Annotated in this window: 21 protein-coding genes, 1 tRNA gene and 1 pseudogene; 13 read left to right on the top strand and 10 right to left on the bottom strand. The window is 52.3% G+C overall.

The window, feature by feature from the left end:
* Positions 1-18: 18 nt before the first annotated feature.
* From rimI to trmFO, 8 genes are all read left to right on the top strand, one after another.
* Positions 19-459: a ribosomal protein S18-alanine N-acetyltransferase gene (gene rimI, locus B4B27_RS14185; RefSeq protein ID WP_173381184.1), complete on the top strand. Its 441-nt coding sequence runs from the start codon at positions 19-21 to the stop codon at positions 457-459.
* Positions 460-470: 11 nt separating this feature from the next.
* Positions 471-1,325 carry a YdcF family protein gene (locus B4B27_RS14180; RefSeq protein ID WP_290727300.1) on the top strand — a complete coding sequence of 285 codons (855 nt, stop codon included), beginning with the start codon at positions 471-473 and terminating at the stop codon, positions 1,323-1,325.
* 42 nt (positions 1,326-1,367) lie between these two features.
* Entirely contained in the window at positions 1,368-3,686 is a 2,319-nt protein-coding gene (locus B4B27_RS14175) for a DUF748 domain-containing protein (protein ID WP_290727299.1), read from the top strand.
* Between the two features lie 42 nt (positions 3,687-3,728).
* Positions 3,729-4,550, top strand: a complete 822-nt coding sequence (locus tag B4B27_RS14170) for a NifU family protein (RefSeq protein ID WP_290727297.1) — start codon at positions 3,729-3,731, stop codon at positions 4,548-4,550.
* A gap of 153 nt (positions 4,551-4,703) precedes the next feature.
* The gene (locus B4B27_RS14165; RefSeq protein WP_290727295.1) at positions 4,704-7,433 is read left to right on the top strand and encodes a CIA30 family protein; all 2,730 of its coding nucleotides are present in this window, start codon (positions 4,704-4,706) and stop codon (positions 7,431-7,433) included.
* A gap of 120 nt (positions 7,434-7,553) precedes the next feature.
* Complete coding sequence (locus tag B4B27_RS14160) at positions 7,554-8,606, top strand: IMP cyclohydrolase (RefSeq protein ID WP_073113878.1); 1,053 nt, start codon at positions 7,554-7,556, stop codon at positions 8,604-8,606.
* 10 nt (positions 8,607-8,616) lie between these two features.
* Complete coding sequence (locus B4B27_RS14155; protein WP_072812152.1) at positions 8,617-9,072, top strand: hypothetical protein; 456 nt, start codon at positions 8,617-8,619, stop codon at positions 9,070-9,072.
* A gap of 57 nt (positions 9,073-9,129) precedes the next feature.
* Positions 9,130-10,461 carry a methylenetetrahydrofolate--tRNA-(uracil(54)-C(5))-methyltransferase (FADH(2)-oxidizing) TrmFO gene (trmFO, locus tag B4B27_RS14150; RefSeq protein WP_290727292.1) on the top strand — a complete coding sequence of 444 codons (1,332 nt, stop codon included), beginning with the start codon at positions 9,130-9,132 and terminating at the stop codon, positions 10,459-10,461.
* A 13-nt stretch (positions 10,462-10,474) separates the two neighbouring features.
* Here the strand turns inward: trmFO and B4B27_RS14145 are convergent, their stop codons facing one another.
* Complete coding sequence (locus B4B27_RS14145; RefSeq protein WP_290727291.1) at positions 10,475-10,933, bottom strand: hypothetical protein; 459 nt, start codon at positions 10,931-10,933, stop codon at positions 10,475-10,477.
* Between the two features lie 277 nt (positions 10,934-11,210).
* A tRNA-Pro gene (locus tag B4B27_RS14140) sits at positions 11,211-11,284 on the bottom strand.
* Between the two features lie 74 nt (positions 11,285-11,358).
* Between B4B27_RS14140 and B4B27_RS14135 the strand changes: the two genes are divergently transcribed.
* Entirely contained in the window at positions 11,359-12,864 is a 1,506-nt protein-coding gene (locus B4B27_RS14135; RefSeq protein ID WP_290727290.1) for a RimK family protein, read from the top strand.
* Positions 12,865-12,912: 48 nt separating this feature from the next.
* The gene (locus B4B27_RS14130) at positions 12,913-14,124 is read left to right on the top strand and encodes a carboxylate-amine ligase (protein ID WP_290727289.1); all 1,212 of its coding nucleotides are present in this window, start codon (positions 12,913-12,915) and stop codon (positions 14,122-14,124) included.
* Between the two features lie 20 nt (positions 14,125-14,144).
* Here B4B27_RS14130 and B4B27_RS14125 read toward each other — a convergent pair whose 3' ends face one another.
* From B4B27_RS14125 to B4B27_RS14090, 8 genes and pseudogenes are all read right to left on the bottom strand, one after another.
* Entirely contained in the window at positions 14,145-15,014 is an 870-nt protein-coding gene (locus B4B27_RS14125; protein WP_290727288.1) for a phosphatase PAP2 family protein, read from the bottom strand.
* 16 nt (positions 15,015-15,030) lie between these two features.
* A complete protein-coding gene (locus tag B4B27_RS14120) occupies positions 15,031-15,648 on the bottom strand; it encodes a flavodoxin family protein (RefSeq protein WP_290727286.1) in 618 nt (205 codons plus the stop codon).
* Positions 15,649-15,797: 149 nt separating this feature from the next.
* Positions 15,798-16,697, bottom strand: a complete 900-nt coding sequence (locus tag B4B27_RS14115) for an SIR2 family NAD-dependent protein deacylase (protein ID WP_290727285.1) — start codon at positions 16,695-16,697, stop codon at positions 15,798-15,800.
* Positions 16,666-17,487: a protein-ADP-ribose hydrolase gene (locus B4B27_RS14110; RefSeq protein ID WP_349678261.1), complete on the bottom strand. Its 822-nt coding sequence runs from the start codon at positions 17,485-17,487 to the stop codon at positions 16,666-16,668. Before B4B27_RS14110 ends, B4B27_RS14115 begins: the two co-directional genes overlap by 32 nt.
* Positions 17,488-17,518: 31 nt before the next feature.
* Positions 17,519-17,935: pseudogene (locus tag B4B27_RS14105) on the bottom strand (Rrf2 family transcriptional regulator); the annotation flags it as partial.
* Positions 17,936-17,981: 46 nt separating this feature from the next.
* Positions 17,982-18,779 (bottom strand): hypothetical protein, encoded by a 798-nt coding sequence (locus B4B27_RS14100; RefSeq protein ID WP_290727282.1) that lies wholly within the window; start codon positions 18,777-18,779, stop codon positions 17,982-17,984.
* 162 nt (positions 18,780-18,941) lie between these two features.
* Complete coding sequence (locus tag B4B27_RS14095; RefSeq protein ID WP_290727281.1) at positions 18,942-19,424, bottom strand: cyclophilin-like fold protein; 483 nt, start codon at positions 19,422-19,424, stop codon at positions 18,942-18,944.
* 39 nt (positions 19,425-19,463) lie between these two features.
* Positions 19,464-20,654: a Bcr/CflA family efflux MFS transporter gene (locus tag B4B27_RS14090; RefSeq protein ID WP_290727280.1), complete on the bottom strand. Its 1,191-nt coding sequence runs from the start codon at positions 20,652-20,654 to the stop codon at positions 19,464-19,466.
* Between the two features lie 154 nt (positions 20,655-20,808).
* On the opposite strand from B4B27_RS14090, the gene B4B27_RS14085 reads away from it, so the two are divergent.
* The 3 genes from B4B27_RS14085 to B4B27_RS14075 all read left to right on the top strand — a co-directional run bounded on the left by B4B27_RS14085 (position 20,809) and on the right by B4B27_RS14075 (position 22,996).
* The gene (locus B4B27_RS14085) at positions 20,809-21,474 is read left to right on the top strand and encodes an MmcQ/YjbR family DNA-binding protein (protein WP_173348403.1); all 666 of its coding nucleotides are present in this window, start codon (positions 20,809-20,811) and stop codon (positions 21,472-21,474) included.
* A 471-nt stretch (positions 21,475-21,945) separates the two neighbouring features.
* A complete protein-coding gene (locus B4B27_RS14080; protein WP_290727279.1) occupies positions 21,946-22,329 on the top strand; it encodes a hypothetical protein in 384 nt (127 codons plus the stop codon).
* A gap of 43 nt (positions 22,330-22,372) precedes the next feature.
* A complete protein-coding gene (locus tag B4B27_RS14075) occupies positions 22,373-22,996 on the top strand; it encodes a hypothetical protein (RefSeq protein WP_290727278.1) in 624 nt (207 codons plus the stop codon).
* Positions 22,997-23,049 lie beyond the last annotated feature (53 nt).

Genomic DNA, 23,049 nt, shown 5'->3' with positions numbered 1-23,049 from the left:
CTTGCGGAAGGTTTGCCGATGCCCGTTCGCGAAATGACAATTGATGACTTGCCGCAAGTCCTTCAAATCCAGAAGGCGCTTGCCTTCCAGGACTGGAACGAGCGGCAGTTTATTGCAGAAATCACGGCGAACTACGCCCTGTGCGTCGTTTACGTTGCGGCGGCGCTTCACACCCCGATTCTTGGTTATGCCATATTCCACCTGATGGGACCGGACAGCGAACTCCTGAGTATCGCTACAAATGATTCGCACCAGCGCGCAGGAATCGGCACTGCGCTATTGAACGCTGGCATTGCGCATCTTGATTTCGAGAATGGCGATAAAATGTTCCTCGAAGTGCGTGAAGGCAATACAAAAGCCCGCCGCTTCTACGAAAAACATGGTTTCGAGCCTTACGCAGAGCGCAAGAAGTATTATGCCGACGGTGAAAATGCAATTTTATACGTAAAAGCAACATAAAGGAGTCTAGTTTGTCCAAGATTCTCATGAACGACAAGAATGTCCGCAAGAGCCACAAGAAAATATTTGTGCTTATTGGCATCCTGGTGGCCCTTGCCGCAGTCTTTATCTATGCGACCGTTACAATGAGCGGACATTGGCTTGTCAAGGACGACGAATTCGAACATGTAAAATGGGCAGTCATTCTCGATGGACAGTCCGCCAATCTCGAAAGGAACGACTATGTAGCCGATCTCATGGCCCAGGGAAAAGTCGATTCGGTAATGATTCTCGGACGCCGTGTCTACCGCACCAAAAGCAACGCTGATTTTTATGTAGAAGATTTCATGACACAAGGGAGATTTAATCCCGAAGCAATTTTTATAGTGCACCATGACGATCCTTCTACGCTGTTCGAAGCCCAAACAGTGATTCCATGGCTAAAAAAACATAAGGCCGACACGGTCCTTCTGGTCACCTCAGCCCCGGCCACTCGCCGTGTTGCGAAAATTTTCAAAACACTTTCCGGGGAATCGCCCGTTTACCTGACAGCCGATATTCATGACCACGTATACAATCCGGACACGTGGCTTTTCAATCGGGAATCTCGCAAGATGTGGATTCGGGAGTGGTTCGCGTTGGCAGTTTCCTGTTTTGACCTTCTAGGAGCCACGCCCCTTACCGAAAAAGACTCAACAAATGTTTGGAAAATCCATTCCAAGGCCGAAGAAGAAAGTCCCCTTCTTGATTTACAAAGCTTGATTCCCTCGGCCACCCCGGAGCCCACAAAAGAACCCTTAAAGCTGGATTCTCTTAACGAACAGCCCAAAGACTCCGCAAAAACGGATTCCCTCAATGCGAAGGCAGATTCAACAAGTACAAATTAGATTGCAGATTTCAAACAAACTTCCTTTTTTTAAATTATTCGTATGAAGAAAGCTCTAATCATCATTTCCATCGTCATCGCCTCGCTTGCAATTCTTGTCATTGCCGGTCTCAAGATTGCCCCCATGGTTGCAAGGAGCTATATCGTCAACAATTCCGAAGACCTAATCGGACGCAAGGTTGCCATCGAAAGCATCAGCCTGAATCCGTTCAATTTCACACTCGAAATCGACAGCCTTGCCGTCTACGAGAAAGATGGGGAAACCCCGTTCATCTCCTTTGACAAGTTCCGTGTGAACGCCGACCCGCTGAGGATGCTTACGGGAACGGTCGCTGTGAGCGAAATCTACCTAAAAGGACTTTACGCGCGCGTCTTGCAACACGGAGACCGATTCAACTTTACCGACATCCTCGAATTCCTAGCCAAGGGCGATACGACGTCGACCGATTCCATTGCCATGGTAGCCGATAGCGTCGCCGCTGATTCTGCGGGAATGGTAAATGCGGCAGAAATCGCAGAAGGCCTCCCCTTCAACATCTCTGTCGAAAATATCATGTTCGAGAAGGGCAACATCATCTATCAGGATACGAAAATCGGTTCTAAAATCCATCTGCAAGATTTCTCTCTCAATATTCCCGCCGTTTACCTGAGCAACAAGCAGACCGATGTAGGACTCAGCCTCAAGTTCGCCGACGGCGGAGACTTGAACGTGAAAGTGGAAGCGAACGCGGCAACTAACGATTTCAACCTGAATGTTGCGCTCAAGGATTTCGCGCTCGCCTGCGCTAAGCCCTATCTGAACGACTTTATCAACTACAAGGATTTCAAGGGTTCGCTCTCTGTCGACATGAACCTTGCGGGCAACCTGAACGATATTCTCTCCTCGAATATCAAGGGAACCATTTCTGTAGACGGCATCGAGCTCACCGAAACGAGCGGAAAATCGCTCGGCGTGAACCATGTAGGCGTAGGCATCGCACGCGCAAACATCAACGAGAACAACTTCCATGTGGATTCCGTCGTGGTCGACGGGGCTTTTGCGCATTTGGACCTCTTCAAGAACGGCAAGACGAATATCGACGTACTTCTGAAAAAAGGATCTGCCGACGAACCTGACAGTGCACAACTTGCAGCAGACCAACAGTTGGTGCTTGGCGGCACAGATTCACTGGCCGTAGATTCCACTGCACAGAAATCAGAAGATGAATCGAAGGAACCCGCCAAGAAGCTTAAGGCCAAAATCGATCGCCTGATTGTCCAGAATACGAAGGTTAGCGCCACTGACCATTCCATTACAAAGCCGTTCAACTACACGGTAAGCGCGATTACCGTAAACGGTTCGAACATAAACTTCGACACACCCTGCGCCATCAACGTTTCTGCGGCATTCCCCGAAGGCGGCAAGTTCGCAGTCAAGTACAAGGGCGCACTCAACAACCTCGGCACGATGGATGCCTATATCAGCGTAAAGAACCTCGCGCTCAAGTACTTCAGCAACTACAGCCACCATTACACGGGCTACCCGCTCAGTGCCGGCACACTCGCTTTCGCAAGCGAAAACAAGATCAAGAACTTCGAGCTAGACAGCAAGAACACCATTGACATCTACAACATCGACGTGGGCGACAAGGACCCGAACTCGGATCCCGAATTCACAGTTCCGATGAAGGTTGGCCTCTACATTCTCAAGGACAAGGACGACAAGATTCAATTTGACATCCCTGTTCACGGCAACATGAAGGATCCGCAGTTTTCCATCGGCAAAATCATCTGGAAGACGGTGATGAACCTGCTTATCAAGGTTGCGATATCCCCCCTCAAGATTGTCGGTAACCTCGCTGCCACGGGCGCGGGAGCAATAGGGCTCGATCTCGGCAAGAACGACGAAGTGATTATCGACGCCACGAGCGCCACATTCACGAGCGAACAATACGCGAAGGCATCCAAGATGACGGAAGCACTTTCGAAGGACAAGAACCTGAAGCTCATATTCACGCAATACTACAACGTGCGCAAGACAACCGACGCCTACCGCACCGTAAAGTTCAAGACGGAATACTACAAGAAGACGCATGGCAAGGAAAAGCTGACCGAACTTGACCACCGTGCCATCCTCGAAATGAAGGACAGCGACGAAGGGTTCCAGGCCTACCTCAAGGAAAACGGGGACAAGGTCGACGCGAAGACCCTCCGCGCAGAACTCTCCGAACTTGCGAAAAAGAGAAACGAAGACCTTCTGAAAGTACTCACGCAACAGAAAGGCGTCACCAAGAAGAATGTCCAGGTTATAACCGCGCCGGCAAACGCATTGAGCAGCTACCGCGGCAAACCGATGTACAAGGTGACCATAGACGTGCAGTAAACCCAGCGTTATTTTAATGCTTTTGCTAAATTTGGCGTCATTATGAGCGAAGATTTGTGTGCGAACCTCTCCAGCAAGGTTCAAGAGATAGCGAAGGCCCCCAAGTACAGGGGTGCTATTTTCCAGATTGAAGCCGACGAAAAAGGACTTGCCCTGGTCGATGCCAAGGAATCAAGCCTCAAGGTCTACCTAATGGTGGACCCCGAATGCGACAAGATTCTGGAGACCCGCTTTTTCACCTACGGCGGACCCATATTCACGGCTCTAGCCGACACGTTCTGCAAGAAAATCCAGATGGCGACCATCGACGAGGCATGCGCCATAACCGCCGAGAGCCTGGAACAGGAGTTGCGCGACACGCCCGACTCCCCCGCCATTCCGGCAAATGCGCCCGAGATTGGCCAGATGAACACGCTCATCAAGAAAGTCCTGGAAGCCTACCCCGAAAAGAAGGCGACCGCCATTTTGGTGCGCGAGAAAATGGAGCGTATCAAGTACCGCACGCAGACCGCCGAAGGCCGCGCCGAAGCCGACGCCGAATGGAATGCGCTCGCGAAGCACGAGAAAATTGAGAAAATCGAAGCCTGGCTGCACCAGTCCGTGCGCGGCATGCTGCAGGGCGACGGCGGAGACGTGGAAATTCTCGACCTCACGGAAGATAACCGCCTCAAGATTCGTTACCAGGGCGCTTGTGCAGGCTGCGGTTCCGCCATGGGCGGCACGCTATTCTACATCGAGGACGAACTCAAGAACAACGTTTACTACAACTTGATTGTCGAACCCGAGGACCCGCTCGACAACATCGCGCCGAACCCGAACCTCCCCGGCCTTGACGACAACAATCCGCCAGCAAGCCTGCTCTAGGCAAATTTCCAAAGAATATCCTGTAAAATCATATTTTCAAAGCGCGGTAAAAAACGCGTTTTTTGCGTGTTTTGCAAATATTACATGCTTTTACAGCATATAAAGTTATTTTTCATTCCGGGATGGTGTAAACCCCAAAATAGAGGATGTCAAATGAAAAAAATTCTTGCAACAATGATGCTCGTTGCTGCGACGGCGACAATGGCCGTTGTCCCGACTAGAGTTGGTCCCGTGAGTACCTACGGTGCGCTTAAGGCCAACGGCGGCAAGCTCTCCGGCACTTGCCCGCAGTACACCAATTCAACAGTCCAGGTAAAAGGCATGAGCCTTTTCTGGAGTTCCGCTGCAGATAGCGCACTTGCGTACTACACATCCCAGGCCATGGGCCTTATGGTGAATGACATGGGGATTGAAGTTATCCGTTTCGCCTTGGGCGTTGCCGATGAAAAATTCGATAGCCACAAACGTTCCTATACCACAGGTGGCGCAAATGACCAGAAGGCCATGGTCAAGAAGATGGTCTATGCAGCCGTCGAAAACGATATTTACATCATCCTTGACTGGCATATCGAAAGTGCCCAGGGTTACACATCCGAGGCCAAGGAGTTTTTCGAATGGGCTGCCAAAGAATTTGGCAAGACCCACAACGTGATTTTCGAAGTGTGGAACGAACCGAACGGCGCCGACATGGGCACGGTCGCTTATCATGCAAACCAGGTGATTCCCATCATCCGCAAGTATTCCGACAACCTGATTCTCGTGGGTAGCCCTGAATGGTCCAGCCACCCTGAACAGTGTGCTTCTGCCGGAATCCAGGACTCGAAGAAGAATTTTGCCTGCACACTCCATTTCTATGCAGCGACGCATTTTGTGGGTAACGGAGGCTACAATGAACGTGCTGCACAGGCAATATCAAATGGTGTCCCCGTGTTCGCTTCTGAGTGGGGAACCGTTTCTGCCGATGGTAACGGCGAGCCTAACTCTGGCTCAAGCCAGTCCTGGGTGAACTGGATGAACCAGAATGGCATTTCTTGGGCAAACTGGTCTGCTTCTGCCATCAACGAAAAATCCGCTGCCTTTACGTCCCTCACCCTGAACCAGGGACTTAAGTATTCTACTTCCGGAAACATGGTGAAGGGATACCTCGCCGGTAGCCATAATTATAAGGATTGCGGCCTCGGAAACAGCCTCGGCTCTTCTTCTGCCGAATCCGGATTCTCCCAGGGTGTTGCAAACGGAGCTACCACAAACATCATCGACGACATGGAAGATGGTGACCGCTATACCTATACAGGCGGTTTCTGGTCTGCCTGGTCTGACGCCGATGAAAACGGAGCAACAAAGATTTCCAACAAGAAATGGGTAAACGACTTTGGAAAAGAAACCTATGACGTGATTGTCCCAGCCAAGGATGGAAATGAATCCAAATACATGGCCGCATTGGAAAAAATTTACATAGACCAGGGTGCGTATTCTTGGGCTCCGTATGTCGCCATGGGCCTAAACTTCAAGAAGGATACTTCAGAATTCGCTCAACTTGCGAACTGCTCCACAATTTCTTACAAATACAAAGGTGCAGCCCATAACTTCCGTATCGAGATTTCTCCAATTACCAACTACAACTTCCACTATGCCGAGGCAGAAGCTTCCGGCGAATGGAAAACAGCAGAATTGACTATGGACATGTTCCAGCAGCATACCACTTGGAGTAATCCGCAGATTATGGACCTGAGCAAGAACCTGGGCAAGGCTAAACGTCTGGCATGGGAAGTGAATGGTGTTGTTGATCGTCCGGCTTCTGAAATTCAGCCGCTTTACGACTATCTCTATGTCGATGATATACGTTGCGACGGCGTTAGCATCACTGCCATTTCCGGAACCACCACTCCGACATCGTCGTCTTCCGCCAAGTCTTCTTCTTCTGCAAAATCCTCCTCTTCGGCAAATTCCAGCTCCAGCGTCACCCCCACAAGCTCGAGTTCCTCTTTAGCCATCGAGCCGCCGGTCTCTTCTTCTGTTGTGATTAGCGACCTCTTCGTCATCGATGACGTCGAAGATGTCGACGAAATTCTCAACACGACAGGCACCTGGTATGCCTATACCGACAAGGAACCGGGCGGACTTTCCAGCATCACGAACGTCTACGATCCGGCACTTCCAGGCTATGTCGTCGTGTTCCCGGGAACAAAGGACCCGACCAACGGGACCAAGGGCTTCATCGGTCTCGAGGGCGTTGTATGGAACCAGGGTACCTACGAAGAGGCTCCTTTTGTGGCTCTTGGCATCAACATGATGGCCGATACCTCTACTGGATACGACTTGAGTTCGTGCAAGGCCATTTCTTACCGTTACAAGGGAAGCCGCCACACCTTCAAGGTTCAGGACGGTCAGGTTCAGGACTACGCCTTCCACCAGCGCAGGCAGCTTGATTCCGCAGAATGGAAGACCGTTGTTATTCCCTGGGAAGAATTGATTCAGCCGTCCTGGGGTGTGCCCGTAGAGCTGAACAAGTCCAACATCAAGAAAATGGCCTGGGAAGTCATCGGCTACAAGAACTCCGAAAATCAGCCGAAGCTCAACTATCTCTATGTGGACGACCTGAAGTGCGTCAGTACGACCGTCGGAATAAAGAGTATCGCCCGAACCTCCACGCAGGGCATCAAGCTTGCCGCCCAGGGTTCTAGCCTCAATATTTCCGTCGCGAAGGCGGGTTATGTGAAGGTCCATGTGTTCGACATGACCGGTCACAGCGTCAAGAGCGTCTCCGAACAGATGAGCGCCGGTGCCCATACGGTTTCTCTCGAGAACCTGACGGCTGGCAGCTACATCGTGCGCGTGCAGGCCGGCAGTACCGTCAAGTCTGCCCGCATTACGCTCAAGTAATTCCGAACTAGAAACATTGAATTTTATTCAGTGTTTCTAGTAACCATAAAAAAGTCCCTGGCGCTCTGCCAGGGGCTTTTTTCTATATTTGAGGGTGTAAAAACTCCAAAAGGAAAATATATGTCCGAAGAACTCGTCTTGAAATTCGTTGACCCCGTGCCGATGCGCTACGGTGAAAACTCCCACCAGTCCGCTGTATTCTACCGCGACCCGACCTGCACCGAAGCAAGCCTCGCCACCGCAAAGCAGCTCTGGGGCAAGGAACTTTCTTACAACAACATTGTTGACGCCGACGCCGCCCTCGAGATGGCCCGCGAATTCTGCGACGACAATGCGGTCGTTATCGTGAAGCACATGAACCCGTGCGGACTCGCTACCGGCAAGACACTGCGCAACGCCATGGAAGCCGCATGGGAAGGCGACCCGGTGTCGGCCTTCGGGTCCGTGATTGCCGTTACCAAGAAGGTGGACCTGAAAACCGCCGAATTCCTGAAGGGCAAGTTCGTTGAAATCCTTCTCGCCCCAGCATTCGACAAGGACGCTCTGGAATTTTTGAAGAACAAGTCCAAGGACATTCGTCTCCTTGAAGTGGGCAAGATCAAGAAGGCAACCCGCTGCAAGGTGTACAAGCACGTGATCGGTGGCATGCTGGTTCAGGACCGCGACGTGGACGTTTACGAAAAGTTCGAATGCGTCACCAAGAAGAAGTTCGCAAAGAACAAGGAAGCCCTCGCCCGCTTCACCTGGATCGTGACCAAGCACACGAAGTCTAACGCCATCGTCATGGGTTACGAATACGCCCGCGGTTACTTCCAGGTCATCGGCCTCGGCCCCGGCCAGCCGAACCGCATTGACTCTAACCTCCGCCTCTGCCAGCCCCGCGTCCGCGACAACGTGGCCCGCATGAAGGCCGCCCAGAAGTTCTTCAACGAAAAGGGCAAGTGCATCGACAAGGCCGGTCTCAAGGCTCTGGAAAAGAAGGTGTTCAGCGAAGTCGTGATGGGCTCCGACGCCTTCTTCCCGTTCCCCGACAACGTGGAAGCCGCTGCCAAGGCTGGCGTCCAGTACATCGTGCAACCGGGTGGTTCCAAGAAGGACAACCTCTCCATCGAAGCCTGCGACAAGCTTGGCGTGGCCATGGTGTTCACCGGCATGAGGCACTTCCGCCACTAAGGGTTTGCGTATGCCTCCCGTGTCGCAGAAAGAAACGAACCAGAAGGAAAAGGACCTCTACTACGCGGTCCTCTCCTTCTTGAAGTCTGTCCGCAAAGCAGGCCGCACGACCGATGTCGAGTGGCGCGAATACAAGGAAAAACTCCTGAAGATTGCGCCCACACCCGACATGGGCAAGGCCGCCGACATGTGGACGATGGACAACCTCGACCAGTTCAGCCCCGACAACAAGCAGTTGCCGCCGCTCAACGACATGGACTACGTGGCGAACATTTCCCCGAAGTTCGCGTCGCAACTGATGGAAGCGATGTACTACGGGATGCTCAACCTGACGCAGGCGAACCTGATTTCGGACGAAATACAGGATGCCGACCCGGAATGCGTGTCTACCGCCTCGCTCGAGGAACTGCTCGTGAAGCTCTGGATTGGAAACGCGAAAAGTTACCGTAAAGTGGTGGCCAATTAGACGAAAGAACGGACCTACGGTCCTACAGACGAAAGACGAAAGGATTTAGTAGGAAGAATGACCTATAAAGTTCGTGTTATCGGTGGTGGTCTCGCAGGCTGCGAGGCGGCTTTGCAACTGGCGAGCCGTGGTTTCAAGGTAGACCTGTACGAGATGCGCCCGGTCAAGAACACTCCCGCCCACAAGGACGGTCACCTGGCGCAGTTAGTTTGTTCCAACAGCTTTAAGGCGCTGGGCGTCACGAGCGCACACGGGCTTTTAAAACAGGAACTCACGATGCTCGGGAGCTTTCTGCTGGATAGCGCCCGGGAGGCGGCCGTACCCGCAGGCGATTCCTTGACCGTGAACCGCGATATCTTCAGCGAATCTGTGGAAAAAAAGATTGCGGAAAGCCCGAACATAACGCTCCACCGCGAAGAAGTCACGAGCCTTGAAGGCGACTGCCCTACCCTCGTTGCGGCGGGGCCGCTGGCCAGCGACGCGCTCGCCGACGATATCTTCAAGCGCCTGGGTAGCGAGCGCCTCCATTTCTTCGACGCAATAGCCCCTGTGGTAGAGACCGACAGTATCGACTTTGACCACGCCTTCTACATGAACCGCTGGGAAAAGGGCGAAACGGCGGACTTCATCAACTGCCCGCTGGACAAGGAAACCTACGCCGAATTCGTGCGCAAGCTGTGCGAAGCCGAAGCCGTCGAGCCGCGCCCCTTCGAGAAGAAAGAACTGTTCGAGGGCTGCCTGCCCGTCGAAGAAATGGCCCGCCGCGGTTACGAGACGCTCCGGCATGGCCCCATGCGCCCCATCGGGCTTGGCTTGGGCAATAACGGCCACCTGTGGTATGCGGTAATCCAGCTCCGCGCCGAAAACAAGCAGAAGACGCTCTTTAACATGGTGGGTTTCCAGACGCGCCTCAAGTGGGGCACGCAAAAGGAAATCTTCACGATGGTTCCCGCCCTCCGGAACGCCCGTTTTGCCCGCCTCGGCTGCATGCACAGGAACACGTTTATCGAATCGCCCAAGTTCCTGGACGCAACCTTGCGCCTGCGTCCAGACCTCCCCTGCGCCCAGGGAATCCCGCCCACATGGTTTGCGGGCCAGATTACCGGTAGTGAAGGCTACACCGAAGCGGTCGCAACCGGCTGGTATGCCGCCTGGAACATGGCGCAGACAATCTTGCACGGGCATGCCGACCCGCTCCCGAACGAGAGCTGCATCGCATCGCTCATGAACCGCCTTGTGGAAGAAAACGAGGACTTCCAGCCCATGAACTTCAACTTCGGGCTCCTCCCCAACCACGAAGGCCTCAAGAAAAAGAACAAGAAAGAAATCCTTGCGGCTCGAGCCGAAGAAGCCGTGCGCAAGTGGATTGCGGAAAGGAAAATCGTCTAGCTTTTGGAGCAGATTACTGCTTTATGCGCTCGCATTTAGCTTCGTAAGAAGATCCGACCGAGTTAAGGTAGGCAGAAACAATCATTTTACTGTTTGAGCCTCTCCATAACGTTTTGACGACCTCAACTTTTCTAGAATAACACGTAACCTTATCTTGTGAAGACGCGTTTTCTTTCTCATTCGCACAAGCTTTGTCTACGGCCGACTGCGGAGCCGATTCAGCAAACCTGTAAGTCGTTGTTTCAACCGCATACTCGCCCTTAAAAGTCGTCACTTGAGAAATCTTGGATATTTCAGTCACGTTTACAAGAGAAACGTAATCATTACCATAAGTCACGTTACACCCTATTTCGGAAGGTGCAATTTCGAACGGAGCAGAGGCGTCTTCCGCAGATGTACTAGAATCATCACAAGCGAGAAGGCCCAAAGCAGCCACGATTGCCGCCAAACCGAAAAATTTTTGAGAATTCATTATAGTCCCTTAATAAAAACTTTTACAAATATAATAAAAGACCCCCTAAGTGGCCTTTCCCTATCGGGGGAGCCAGATTGCCCCTAACCCTATCGGGGGAGCCAGATTGCGGCTTGTCACTTCGTTTCGCGCCGCCCTACGGGCTTATGCTAACGCATAAGCTCAAAAACTCCTTTACATTCGCTTCGCTCATCGGCGTTTTTGCCGAACTGATTTCATCAGTTCGATCTGGTCCTAAGATGTCAAAAGGGACCCCATAAAGGGGTCCCTTTTGATATCGGGGTAACCAGATTCGAACTGATGACATTCTGCTCCCAAAGCAGACGCTCTACCAGGCTGAGCTACACCCCGAGCGAACCCAAATATAGTAAAAAAAATTCACCCCTAGCCACGCACCCTTTTATTTCATAATTTTTATACAGATTATGAAAAAGATCATTGTCGTCAACAATCCAAAAAACTGGAAATTCCACATCCCCGAAGCCGAAATCGTATCGGCAAAAGACTATCTCACCAACCCGGAATTCACCACGCAGAAAAGCGTGCGCGTATTCAACCTGTGCCGCGACTACAGCTACCAGAGCAAGGGATACTACGTGAGCCTGCTTGCCGAGGCGCGCGGCCACAAGGTCATCCCGAACGTCAAGAACATCCGCGACTTCAAGGCCCCGGCCGTCGTGAAAATCATCAGCGACGACATCGACGAACTCATCCAGAAGAGCCTGCACAAGCTGACCGGCACCGAATTCGTGCTCTCCATCTACTTCGGCCAGAACGTGAGCGCCCAGTACCTGGAACTCTCGCAGGAACTCTACCGCATTTTCCAGGCCCCGTTGCTCCGCGCCAAGTTCGTATTCAAGCAGAAGTGGTTCATCCAGAGCATCCGCCCCATCAGCGTCGACGAAATCCCCGAGACGCACAAGGAGATGGTGGACCAGTTCGCCATCGAGTACTTCGAGAAGACGCGCTACACCTCCGCGAAGAGCGAAGACTACGTGTACGACCTCGGCATCCTCGTGAATCCCGACGAAGTGGAACCGCCGAGCAACAAGCAGGCCATCCACAACTTCATCGAGGCTGCGCAGGATACGGGATTCCGCGTGGAGCTCATCACCAAGAAGGACTACCACCGCGTAGGCGAATTCGACGCCATATTCATCCGCGAGACGACGAACGTGAACCACCACACTTACGCGTTCGCGCGCCGCGCCCAGAGCGAAGGCATCGCAGTCATCGACGACCCCGACAGTATCTTGCGCTGCTCAAACAAAGTTTACCTGCAAGAGCTCATGACCGTAGGCAAGATTCCTGCGCCCAAGACGATCATCGCGCACAGCGAAAACCGCCATACGCTTGCGAAGGAACTCGGCTTCCCCATGGTCATCAAGACGCCCGATTCGAGTTTCAGCATGGGCGTCAAGAAAGCGAACAACAAGGAAGAACTGGAGCAGATTCTCGACACGATGTTCGAGCACAGCGACTTGCTTATCGCGCAGGAATTCACGCCCACCGACTTTGACTGGCGCATCGGCATCCTCGACGGCAAGCCCATTTACGCCTGCAAGTACTACATGGCCAAGAACCATTGGCAAATCTACAACTGGGACAGCAAGGACAAGCAGGGTACCTGCGGCAAGTGGGACTGTCTGCCAATAGAGAGCGTACCCCACGGCATCGTGAAGACGGCGCTCCGTGTTTCAAGCCTCATCGGTAACGGGCTCTACGGCGTGGACCTCAAGGAAATCAACGGCCACCCGGTCGTGATCGAGGTGAACGACAACCCGAGTATCGACCACGGCATCGAGGACCTCGTGGGCAAGAAGAAGCTCTACCTCACCATCATGAGGAGCCTGCGCCACCGCATCGAGGAACGCATGCACGCCGCGCAACACAAGCTCATCCAGCACGAGAAAGACTTTTGGAATTATTAACGAGACGTCATCCTGAGCCCTGAAAGGATTTGACGAAGAGAGATTGTCATGAGCAACTTTAAAATTTGGGAACGCTTCGGCGTCGAAATGGAATTCATGATCGTGGACCGAGAAACGCTGCAGGTGCTGCCCCGCGCCGACATCCCCCTCGGCAAGGACAAGGACGGCAACCAGCTTTCCGACGTGGAATACGACGATATCGGGCTTTCGAACGAACTCGTGAGCCATGTGCTCGAATTCAAGTGCGCACACCCCAAGTCCACCTTCGACGGGCTCGGCAAACGATTCTTCCACGAAATCCGCCGCGCGAACAAGAAGCTCGAAAAAATTAACGCCATGCTACTGCCAAGCGCCGCGCACCCCTTCATGGACCCCTCGGAGATGCAGCTCTGGCCCTACGACTGCAACGACATCTACCAGACATACGACCGCATCTTCAACTGCAAGGGCCACGGCTGGGCGAACCTGCAGAGCACCCACCTGAACCTCTCTTTCGACGGTGACGACGAATTCGGCGAGCTCCATGCGGCCATCCGCCTGCTCTTGCCGCTCATCCCCGCCATAGCCGCGAGCAGCCCCTACCTCGACGGCAAGTACACGGGCTTCAAGGATGCCCGCATCGAAGTCTACCGCCACAACCAGGACAAGGTTCCCGAAATCGCGGGCCTCGTGATTCCCGAAAAGGCATACACCTACGACGAATACAACAGGCAAATCTTCGACAAGGTCAAGAAGGCCATCGCGCCCTACGACCCCGAGCACCTTCTGAACCATTTCTTCTTGAACAGCCGCGGGGCCATCGCGCGTTTTGACCGCGGAGCCATCGAAATCCGGCTCGTGGACATCCAGGAATGCCCAAACGCGGACATCGCCATCGTGGAACTCGAAATTGCGACGCTCAAGGCCATTGCGGGCAAGAATCTTCGCGACTTTGATACGGAACGCCTCTCGGCACTCCTTACTGCAACCTCCCGCGATGCCGAGGACACCGTCATCGACTGGCCCGAATACCTCTCTGTTTTCGGCATGAGCGGAAAATGCACAGCCGGCGAACTCTGGAAACACATCTTTGCCATGGTAAAAAACGAACTCACCGAAGTTTCCGCAAGCACCATGGAAAAGATGCTCGACCGCGGAACACTCTCGAGCGCGCTCTACCGGGCACTCGGAGATGCCCCGAGCCGCGAAGCCTTTGTTTCCGAATACAAAAAACTCGCCGACTGCCTCGCCCACAACCGACTCTACGGTATTGAAGAATAGGCCTTCTTAAAAGTAAATCCCTAAATTCTCACGCTGAGCACGGCGCCTTTGGTGTCGTCGTAAAATAGCGGGGCGATGGTGACCTTGGGCGGGGTCTGCTTTTCGCCGACTTTTTCCTTGTAGAACACGCTGCCGATGTACCAGCCGATGGAGGTTCCCATCAGGGTGCCCGCGACGGCGTCGGAGAACCAGTGGGCCTCCCCTTTTGCGCCGAGAACCATGCTTGTCGCGATGTAGCCTGCATACAGGGCGCAGCCTGCCACGACGAGAGGCTTGTCGCGGTTGTAACTTGCAATGCTCATGGCCATGGCCGCGTTGGTCATAGAATGCCCCGAGGGCCAGCCGTAAAAGACTCCGCGCCTAAAAAATCCCCATTTGAAATCGCGGGAACGCTCGCCGCTGTTGAGTTCCGCATCAGGGTGTTCGCGTGCCGAAATCGCCTTGAGAATATTGTTGTAGAGGAACGCCACGGCGGTGGCCTGCACGGCGACGGCGCCGGTGTTGTTCAGCGCGCGGTTGTCGCTGATAAAGTACATGTAGCCCGGAACAAGAATCGGGAAGAACGTCCCCATCATCATGCCGGGAGTGAACGCGATGCCGTACGTGAGCTGGTCCTGACGGGCCGCAAAACGGGCCACCATCAGGTCGTTGTTTTCCATCGAGAACTTGTACGTAAGCGCACCGCCGAGCATGTGGAACCCGAGCGGCCAGCCGAACGCACTCAGCAACATGTTATGGCCCAGGTGATCGAACGGGGAAAGTTTTGGCGCGGTATCGACAGTCACCGAGGTTGTTACGGAATCTGCTTCGACAGCAGCGGAACCCGTGGCACAGGCAAAAGCCAAAACCACCATCCAACGAAGCGCTATTTTGTCTAGACGAAAAATCAAGATTTGACCTCGTTTATTATTTCGAGAGCGCCTTCACCCAATCGCGGACAACGGTTTCGGAATCCTTGACCTTGCTTCCGCGCACAGAAAGGGCGGTATTCTTGTCGAATGCAGCACCCTTCGCCTGCATCAGCTTTTCGAGCGTAAGGAGGCTCCCTGCACCATCGGACGACCCTTCGTGAGAGAAGAACACATAGACGTTTTTGCCTTGCAAGTTCGCCTGCTTCAGGAATGTCATCACGGGCATCGGCACGTCGTACCACCAGACCGGAAAGCCAACAAACACGGTCTTGTAACGATCCATTTCTTTGTTGCTCAGGAAGAGGTTTATCTCGGGATAAATGTTTCCGTCCTTTTCCTTTTTGGCAACATCGGCGGTCTCGTTGTAGCTAACAGGGTATTCTTCCTTGCGCAAGATGCGGGCGTAATCGGCTCCGACTTCGTCGGCAATCCAGTGCGCCATGCTCCGCAGATGTCCAGACCAGGTAAAATACACGACCAGCACATCGCCTTTTTTCGAGAAATCCACATCGGCGTTCTGGTCGGCCCTGTTGCGCTCGGCACAGCCCACCAAGGAGATCAAGGCAAGCGCAAGCGTTAAGACCGGGATGAAAATTCTTGCGAGTTTTTTCATGGAGTGTTCCTTTTGGGCTACCTTTCTTAGGTATAAATTAGATAAAAAAATACCGATTCACAATTGCAAAATTACGGCTAGAATTAACGATTTTACGGTTCGGAAATTTTTATAATTACTGGTTTGCGACGGGAACACCGACTAGAGCACTAGAAGAGAGACGTCACCACCTCGCCGATATCGCTGTCGACGCTTATCGAGCGGGGTCCGATGTCGTCGGGAGCGTAGGCCTGTCCGTAGTTGATGCAGGCGTAGGTGGCGTTCGAATTCAGGGCGGTCATTTGCCAGAACGGGTACTTGATGATTCCGGGGGTGTTCATGCCTACGCCCAGTTCCAGGAACAGCACGTTTCCGCCGCGCATGGCGTTACATCTGTCGAGAAATTCGCGGTAACGTTTTGCAGCACGGTGCCAGCCGTCGTCTTCTACGAAGGTGGAATCGGAACGCAGGTTCATGGACATGGGGCGGCCGCAAATGGGGCACCTGGGCAACAGTTCCGCAGGGACGGTCATGGCGCCGAACAAGCCCGTCTCTTTTGAAAATCCCTGGGCGTCGAACATGGCACGAATCTGCTTTTCGTTGTCGTAGGTGCAAAGGTGGCATGGCTTACTGCATTGGAAAAGCCCGAAATCGCCCTGGGTGTAAAAGAGCCGTTCCTTGTCAAAGCCCGCTTTCTGGAAACAATGGTCCACGTTGGTGGTAAGGACAAAGTAATCCTTATCCCGTAGGATTTTCAGGAGATTTTCGTAGACGGGTTTCGGGGCGGCCATGTAGCGGTTTATCGTGACATAGCGGCTCCAGAAGGCCCACATTTCTTCGGGAGTCCCGTAAGGGAAAAAGCCGCCGGAATACATGTCCGAAAAGCCGTACTTTACAGAAAAGTCGGCGAAGTACTTGACAAATCGTTCCCCGGAATAGGTAAATCCCGCCGATGTCGAAAGTCCTGCGCCCGCGCCCACGACGACGGCATCCGCCCTTGTCAGAGCCTCTTTCAGTCTCGATACTTCGGCAGAAAAATCATCCGTTGATTTTTTCAAAAATCCGCGCATAGATAGCCTCATCCTTTTCACTGAAAACGTTGAAGACAACCTTCATGGGGTTTTGCGTACGGCGTTTCCATTCCAGCACCGTATCCACCGCGATTTGGGCGGCGCGTTCCGGCGGAAACCGGAATACGCCTGTAGAAATACAGCAGAAGGCGATAGATTCCACGCCGTTCCGGGCCGCAACATCGAGGCAGTTCCTGTAGCACGATTCCAGCAACTTGCAGTCCCGTTCCGTAAGGCCGTAGCCCACGATTGGCCCCACCGTGTGCAGCACGTATTTGCAGGGCAGGTTGTAGGCCGGCGTGATTTTCGCCTGTCCTGTGGGTTCGGGGTGCCCTTGCCGTTTCATCAGGGTGTCGCAAGCGCTACGGAGGCGGACTCCCGCGAAAGTGTGGATGCAGTTGTCGATACAGCTGTGGCAAGGCTGCCAGCAACCCGTCATACCGCTGTTGGCCGCATTCACGATTGCATCCACCCTGAGAGTGGTGATGTCGCCGCGCCACAAAAACAGGGAATCGCCAAACAAGTCCGGCGCACCCGCGCTGAAGCGCCTGCCGATACTTTCAATGTCCGCGATGTCCGTTATTCCGCGGTCACGGATGGATTCCTGCAGGTATTCGTCCTGAATCCTGTAGAATTCATCGCTTGCGGGGGCGGCCTCCCGCACGTTCATCAAGGAACGCAACAGGATTTTCTGTCCTTCGGCGTCCGCGGGGATGGTCGTGCCGCTGTACCTGGGACTTTCCGCCAATAGATACTTTATCAGGAATAGTCTGCGCTCTGCTTGATTCATGATTCCTCCCGGATGGTTCAGGGACGGTCTTGAGTTGTGCGGCGAGGCCCTTCAGAGTCGTCTTCTCCAGTTCCATTTCCAGCGCCGTCTGCGCCGAATTCAGGGCCGGGTCCAACAGGCGATGGATGTTCCTGCCTACGGGGCACAGCGGATTCGGTTCCGGGTGGAAACTGAAGACAATCCGTTCCTCGTCGTTATCGTTGATGGCCTTGTAGACATCCAGGAGCGTTATCTTGTCGGCAGGACGCGCAAGGTGAGAGCCCCCTACGCCAGGAGCCGTCTCAACCAGGCCCGCCTTTTGCAACTGCAAAAGAACCTTGCGGATGATGACCGCATTCACGCCGGTGCTGCCCGATATGAATTCCGAGGTCACCCGCTCCGCCCCCTCGAAGAAGTGGATGCAAAGCAAGGTGTGGACCGCTGCCGTAAAACGAACGCTGACTTTCATAATCCACAATTTAACAATTGTTGCCTGCGTTCACACGCATCTTGGTCTATTTGTAGAACATTCCCGCCGTCATGTCCAGGTAGTTTTCGCCGGAGTAGTTCGCGAATTCCTGCTTCATGGCGCTCTTGAATGCCGCCGGGTTCACGTTCTTGAGGGCGATATTCTTCATCACCTTCAGGTACTGGATTTTAGCACGGGCATCTTCCAAATTTTCCACCGTGTAGTGCGACGTGAGAATCAGGGAAATTCCGCGGTCGATGTAATCCGTGAGCTGCGCGATGATGGCATCGGCGTGCTTGCTCCCCGCCACGATGGAATGAACGTCGTGGCCCATCATGTGGGTGTAGACAACGTTGATTTCGGGAAATTCGATATCGAATGCCTCTTGGGTCGCGACAACGCGCATGTCGATGCCCGCAAGATTCAGAGTCTCGCCTTCGATAAAGTCTGTCGTCGCGTAAATGGAGTTGTCAAAAGCATCGCCAAAAGCCACCGTGAAATTCTTGACCAGGGCCGCACCTCCCCCGTTATGGTTGTAATCGTCGGCATGGCGGGTGCTGTACACGGGAGCCCCCTTCATGAAGGTCGCGCCCGCGCCATGGTAGGCAATCACCGTTCCCACGAATTCTACCGAAAGGCCCTTGATGTAGGCTTCCAGTTCCTTGATGTTGTCGAAGAAACAGGGGGCTTCGACCATGAACATCTTGCCGTCCTTTTCCAGCAAGAAACATTCGTCGGTTATCAGGTCGTTTGTCTTGTAGGCATGCAGCTTGACCGCCCCGAAATCGTAGATTTCCACGACGCCCTTGCCAAGATTTACGGTCTTGAAGTTGTTCTTTTCCATTTTGAATCTCCTTGGGCCAAGCCCGTTTTTTATCTTTGTTGTTCTTTAATTGTTACAACACAAAATATATCCAATTATCATTGTAATGTCAATAGAACAACTAGAAATTTAAAGTAAAAATTTGATTACAAAAAAACATGGGTTAGTTAGAGCTTTCGCTGTTTATTCCACCGAAAATGTCGCCTTCACGTTCCCTTTGCCGAGGATCTGCTGGAGGCGTTTCTTGTTCACATTGTCGATACGGGCCAGGCGGGTGAAGTTCCAGGAATTCTTGTCGTAGTAGATGGTGATGGAATTGCCCTGGTAAAGGATGATGTCGCCTGCATCGGTGTCGATTTGCTTGTCGTTACGCGGGAAACTGCGCGGCAGGTCGGCCACCTTCTCGAAACTGCCGTAGTCGTGCATGTCGAGCGTCATGTCGCCCTGCATGAGAAATTCGGCGAAGGCCTTGGCGGAGGAATTTTCTTCGAACGTTGCCGTGAAGGCGGTATCGTTCACATGGATCTTGAGTTTCACGGGAGCCTCCGTTTGAGCGGATGAATTGGCGGACGATTTCGGCGTCTGAGTTTCAGGTTGCGTCGAATGGCTCGCCGCATCGCTGCAGGCCACGAGAAAGAACAACGCTATAAGGACAATGTTTCGCATACACACAATATAAATAATTGTGCAAGCAATTCAAAATACTTATTTGCTATGACTCACTATGCCTTTTGCGCATAGTGAACCGCCAGCGAGAACCGAAACAAGCGTCAAAACGGCCCCCACTACAAGGACGATCGAGACGCTTGCGGCAATGTCCCCCATGCCCACCAGCGGGGAGACAATTCCGCCCATCAGGAAGCCCGATGCCCCGATGGCTGCGGCTGCGGTGCCTGCATTTGCGCGTTCGGCGTTCAATGCCAAGGCCGTTGCCGGAGGCTGGCTCATGCCGAACATGAACGTAAGCCCCATGAAAGCGACTTGCAGAAGCGGGAGTAAAGCGTGCGTCATGAGGGCGGCAGCGACGGCAATTGCGAAAACGAGCATTCCCACGCCAGCGATTTTCAAGGCCTTGTATTCGTTGCCGACCTTGCCCGAAAGCGCACAACCGAACGCCGTGAACAACGCGTTCAACGCAAAGCACAGGCTAAAGCCGACAGGCGAAAGGCCGTAGATTTTTTGGTAGATAAACGGCGAAGAGGCGATATACCCGAACAAGATAATCATCGGGAACGTGCATACCAGAAAATACAATACGTAGGTGCGGTTCTTGAATACTTTTGCGTACAAGCTAAAACTTGCCAAGACAGACTTTTTGCTGCGGCGTTTTACCGGGAGCGATTCCTGGAATTTCCCTGACATAAAGAGCAGCAGAGCACCATACAGAAGCAATACCGCGAAAGTCCCTTTCCAGCTCATGAAATTCAGCAAGAATCCGCCCAGCACCGGGGCTATAATCGGGGCGACTCCGTTCACAGCGCTCACCATGGCAAGGAACTTGGTGAGGACGGGACCACGGTAGGAATCCGCCGAAATGGAACGGGCTATCACGATTCCGCCAGACGCAGCCATGCCCTGCAACAAACGAAACACGTTGAAGGTTACGATGTTCGGCGCGACAATGCAGGCGACAGTCCCGCAGACAAAAAGCAACAGACAAACTAGCAACAATTTTTTGCGGCCGTACTTGTCGCTCAGCGGGCCTACAAAAAGTTGCCCCACCGAAAGCCCGAGCATGCTCATGGTGAGGCTCAACTGTGCCATCGAGGGGCTTGCCGCAAAATAATCGGCAAGGCTCGGGAGGGCCGGCAAGTAAAGGTCAGTCACGAAGGGGCCAAACGCCGAAAGCAGCCCAAGCAACAACATAAGGAAAGTGAATTTCTGTTTTCCGCTCATAAATTCCTCTTGGCGAAACCGCACGGAATCGCCATAAAAAAAAGCCCGCAAAGCCTTACAACTGGACTTATGCGGGACCGCTACACGTTGATTTCGCAAGCGAATTTAGGAAAAAATTTTTCCGTTGGCAAGGATATTATCTATCTTTTCGATCGTGACAGGCATCGAAGAACAATTCAATGGCAAGAAACTTCTTGTCAAGAAACTCATTCCTTTCGGGTTCACGAAGGAAGGGCCTAACTATGCGCTCGTCCGCGAAATACTTGGCGGACAATTCCGTCTTGAAATCAGAGTGGGACGAGGCAAGAAGGTTTCAGTCAAGGTGTTCGATAACGATTCCGGTGAAGAATACCTGCTGTTTTCGGTGCTGTCAGTGCAGGGGGCCCTCGTGGGCCGCATCCGCAAAGAAGTTTCTGCCATTACAGATAAATTCATTAGCGAATGCTTCGAGACGCAGATTTTCAAAAGGAGATCAGCGAACGACCTGATTGGCTACGCGGAGCAAAAATACGGAGACAAGCCCGAATATCTGTGGGAACGGTTTCCGCAATTCGCCGCCATCCGCAAGCACAAAAACAAGAAATGGTATTGCCTGTTGGGGACTGTCGAAAAATCAAAAGTTGGCCTCAAGGGCGACGAGATTATCGAAGTAGCGAACTTCAAGATAATCCCGAAGGAATTGCCGGGACTCCTGAAAAAGCCCGGCTACCTCCCCGCATACCACATGAACAAGAAAAGCTGGGTAACGGTCGTCCTTGACGGGACGGTGCCGCTAACCGAAATCAAGAAATTGCTGGATAAAAGCTATACGCTGGCGTGAAAAAGCAACCAAGGTCACATTATTTTTCATCGGTACACAAGGTTGTGCACCAAAAAGTACACAAAGTTGTGGCCCACAAGGTTGTGTACCAGGCGTTTGGCTTAAATATATGTTTATGCCACCGAAAAAAATAATTGCATAAACAATTAATACTTATTTGCTATGACTCACTATGCTTTTTACGCGTTGTGAAGCCTTATACGCTAGCCCAAAAGTTTGCCGGCACCTGTTTTCAGAAAGTCGATAATTCCTATAATCAAAAAACCATTTTCATCGGTATGCACGGGCTAAAGTCATCGCTAGTGGCTAATTGAACCGAAAATGGCGAAAAACGTCAAATTTTAAGATTTCCATTTCCCCGTCGAAAATTGTAAAAGATGTCTTTAACGCTTTGGACGTAGCCTTTTACATTTCCCGTGCAAAAAGCAATACTATGACAGGGTACGTCCAAACTACAAGGAAGAGCCGATTATGGAATACACATTTGAGAAAAAACGCCTTTTTTCCGAAAAAAAAGAATTTTTCTGCACTTTCGTGCGCTTTTTAGACTATTTTATGTTATTTTTAGTACGAAATAGAGAGTTTAGCTCTTGTTCTCTGGCCGAAATCTGCAAATTTCACAAGAACGGGGACAAGGCGAACGCTCACGCAGGCATGCCGCATTGCGGTATGCTTCAGATTGTCGTATCAGCCATTCGGCTGATTTTTGGTCGTGTAGACCAAGGGCAACAGCCCATTTGGGGCGTGGGTCGTTTGTGTTTATCGTTCTTGGGCAATGCAGAGCCTCGGCTAGAAAAACGCAACGATCTGCGCCTTTTTTGTATCCATACAAAATTTGGCACGGTTCCTTGCTGAGCAGGGGCGGACTCCTAAAAACTTAACAGGAAGAATATTGCCTATGGAAAACGAAGAACTCAACCAACGCCCCAGTTTTGTCCAGAAAATCGGGAAATTTTTCAGCTGGTGCGACAGCAAGATAATCAACATTCACATGCGCCTTGTGAAAGGATTATTGGACAAAGAAGAACAGGCACGAGCCCAAGGCCTTATCGACAAAAAAGGTTTCAAGACGGCTGGGGCTTTTATAACCTGGCTTATGGCATTCCCCTGCCATGCGTCGAAATATTCCACGCATAAATATAAACAGGCGTTTGTCCGCATTTGCTTCTCGGCGGTTTTGGCTTTTTTACCGGCGACCCTATTGTTGGTCTTTAGCGAACAGGTTTTTCCGTCGTACAAGGACTTTTTTAAGGAATACAGCATCGTCATTTGGGCTATGATGACCGCAGTGATGCTGTATTTCTTATTGAAATTTGGTTTGGTCCTGATAAGGATTGTCACTTGTTTACTGTTTCTTGCAGTTCTTATGGCTTCGTGTGCATTCTTTTTCAGTGATGCGGCTTCCGAAACACGATCAATGCTATTCATTGTTGCCGAAGTAGTAACAGCGGTATTCTTCTTGCTGTGGAACTTCTGGCCGAAGAAATTCAAGGAAGCCCCGGCAGCAATGGATGATGAATAATGTCCCTGAGCCTGTCGAAAGGCCCCTCTCAAACCTTTTGCAAACGCAAAACA

This window comes from Fibrobacter sp. UBA2449, assembly GCF_002342555.1.
Taxonomy (GTDB): Bacteria; Fibrobacterota; Fibrobacteria; order Fibrobacterales; family Fibrobacteraceae; genus Fibrobacter.
Note: the sequence above shows the minus strand (reverse complement) of the source record. Positions and strands in the feature narration are given on the sequence as shown.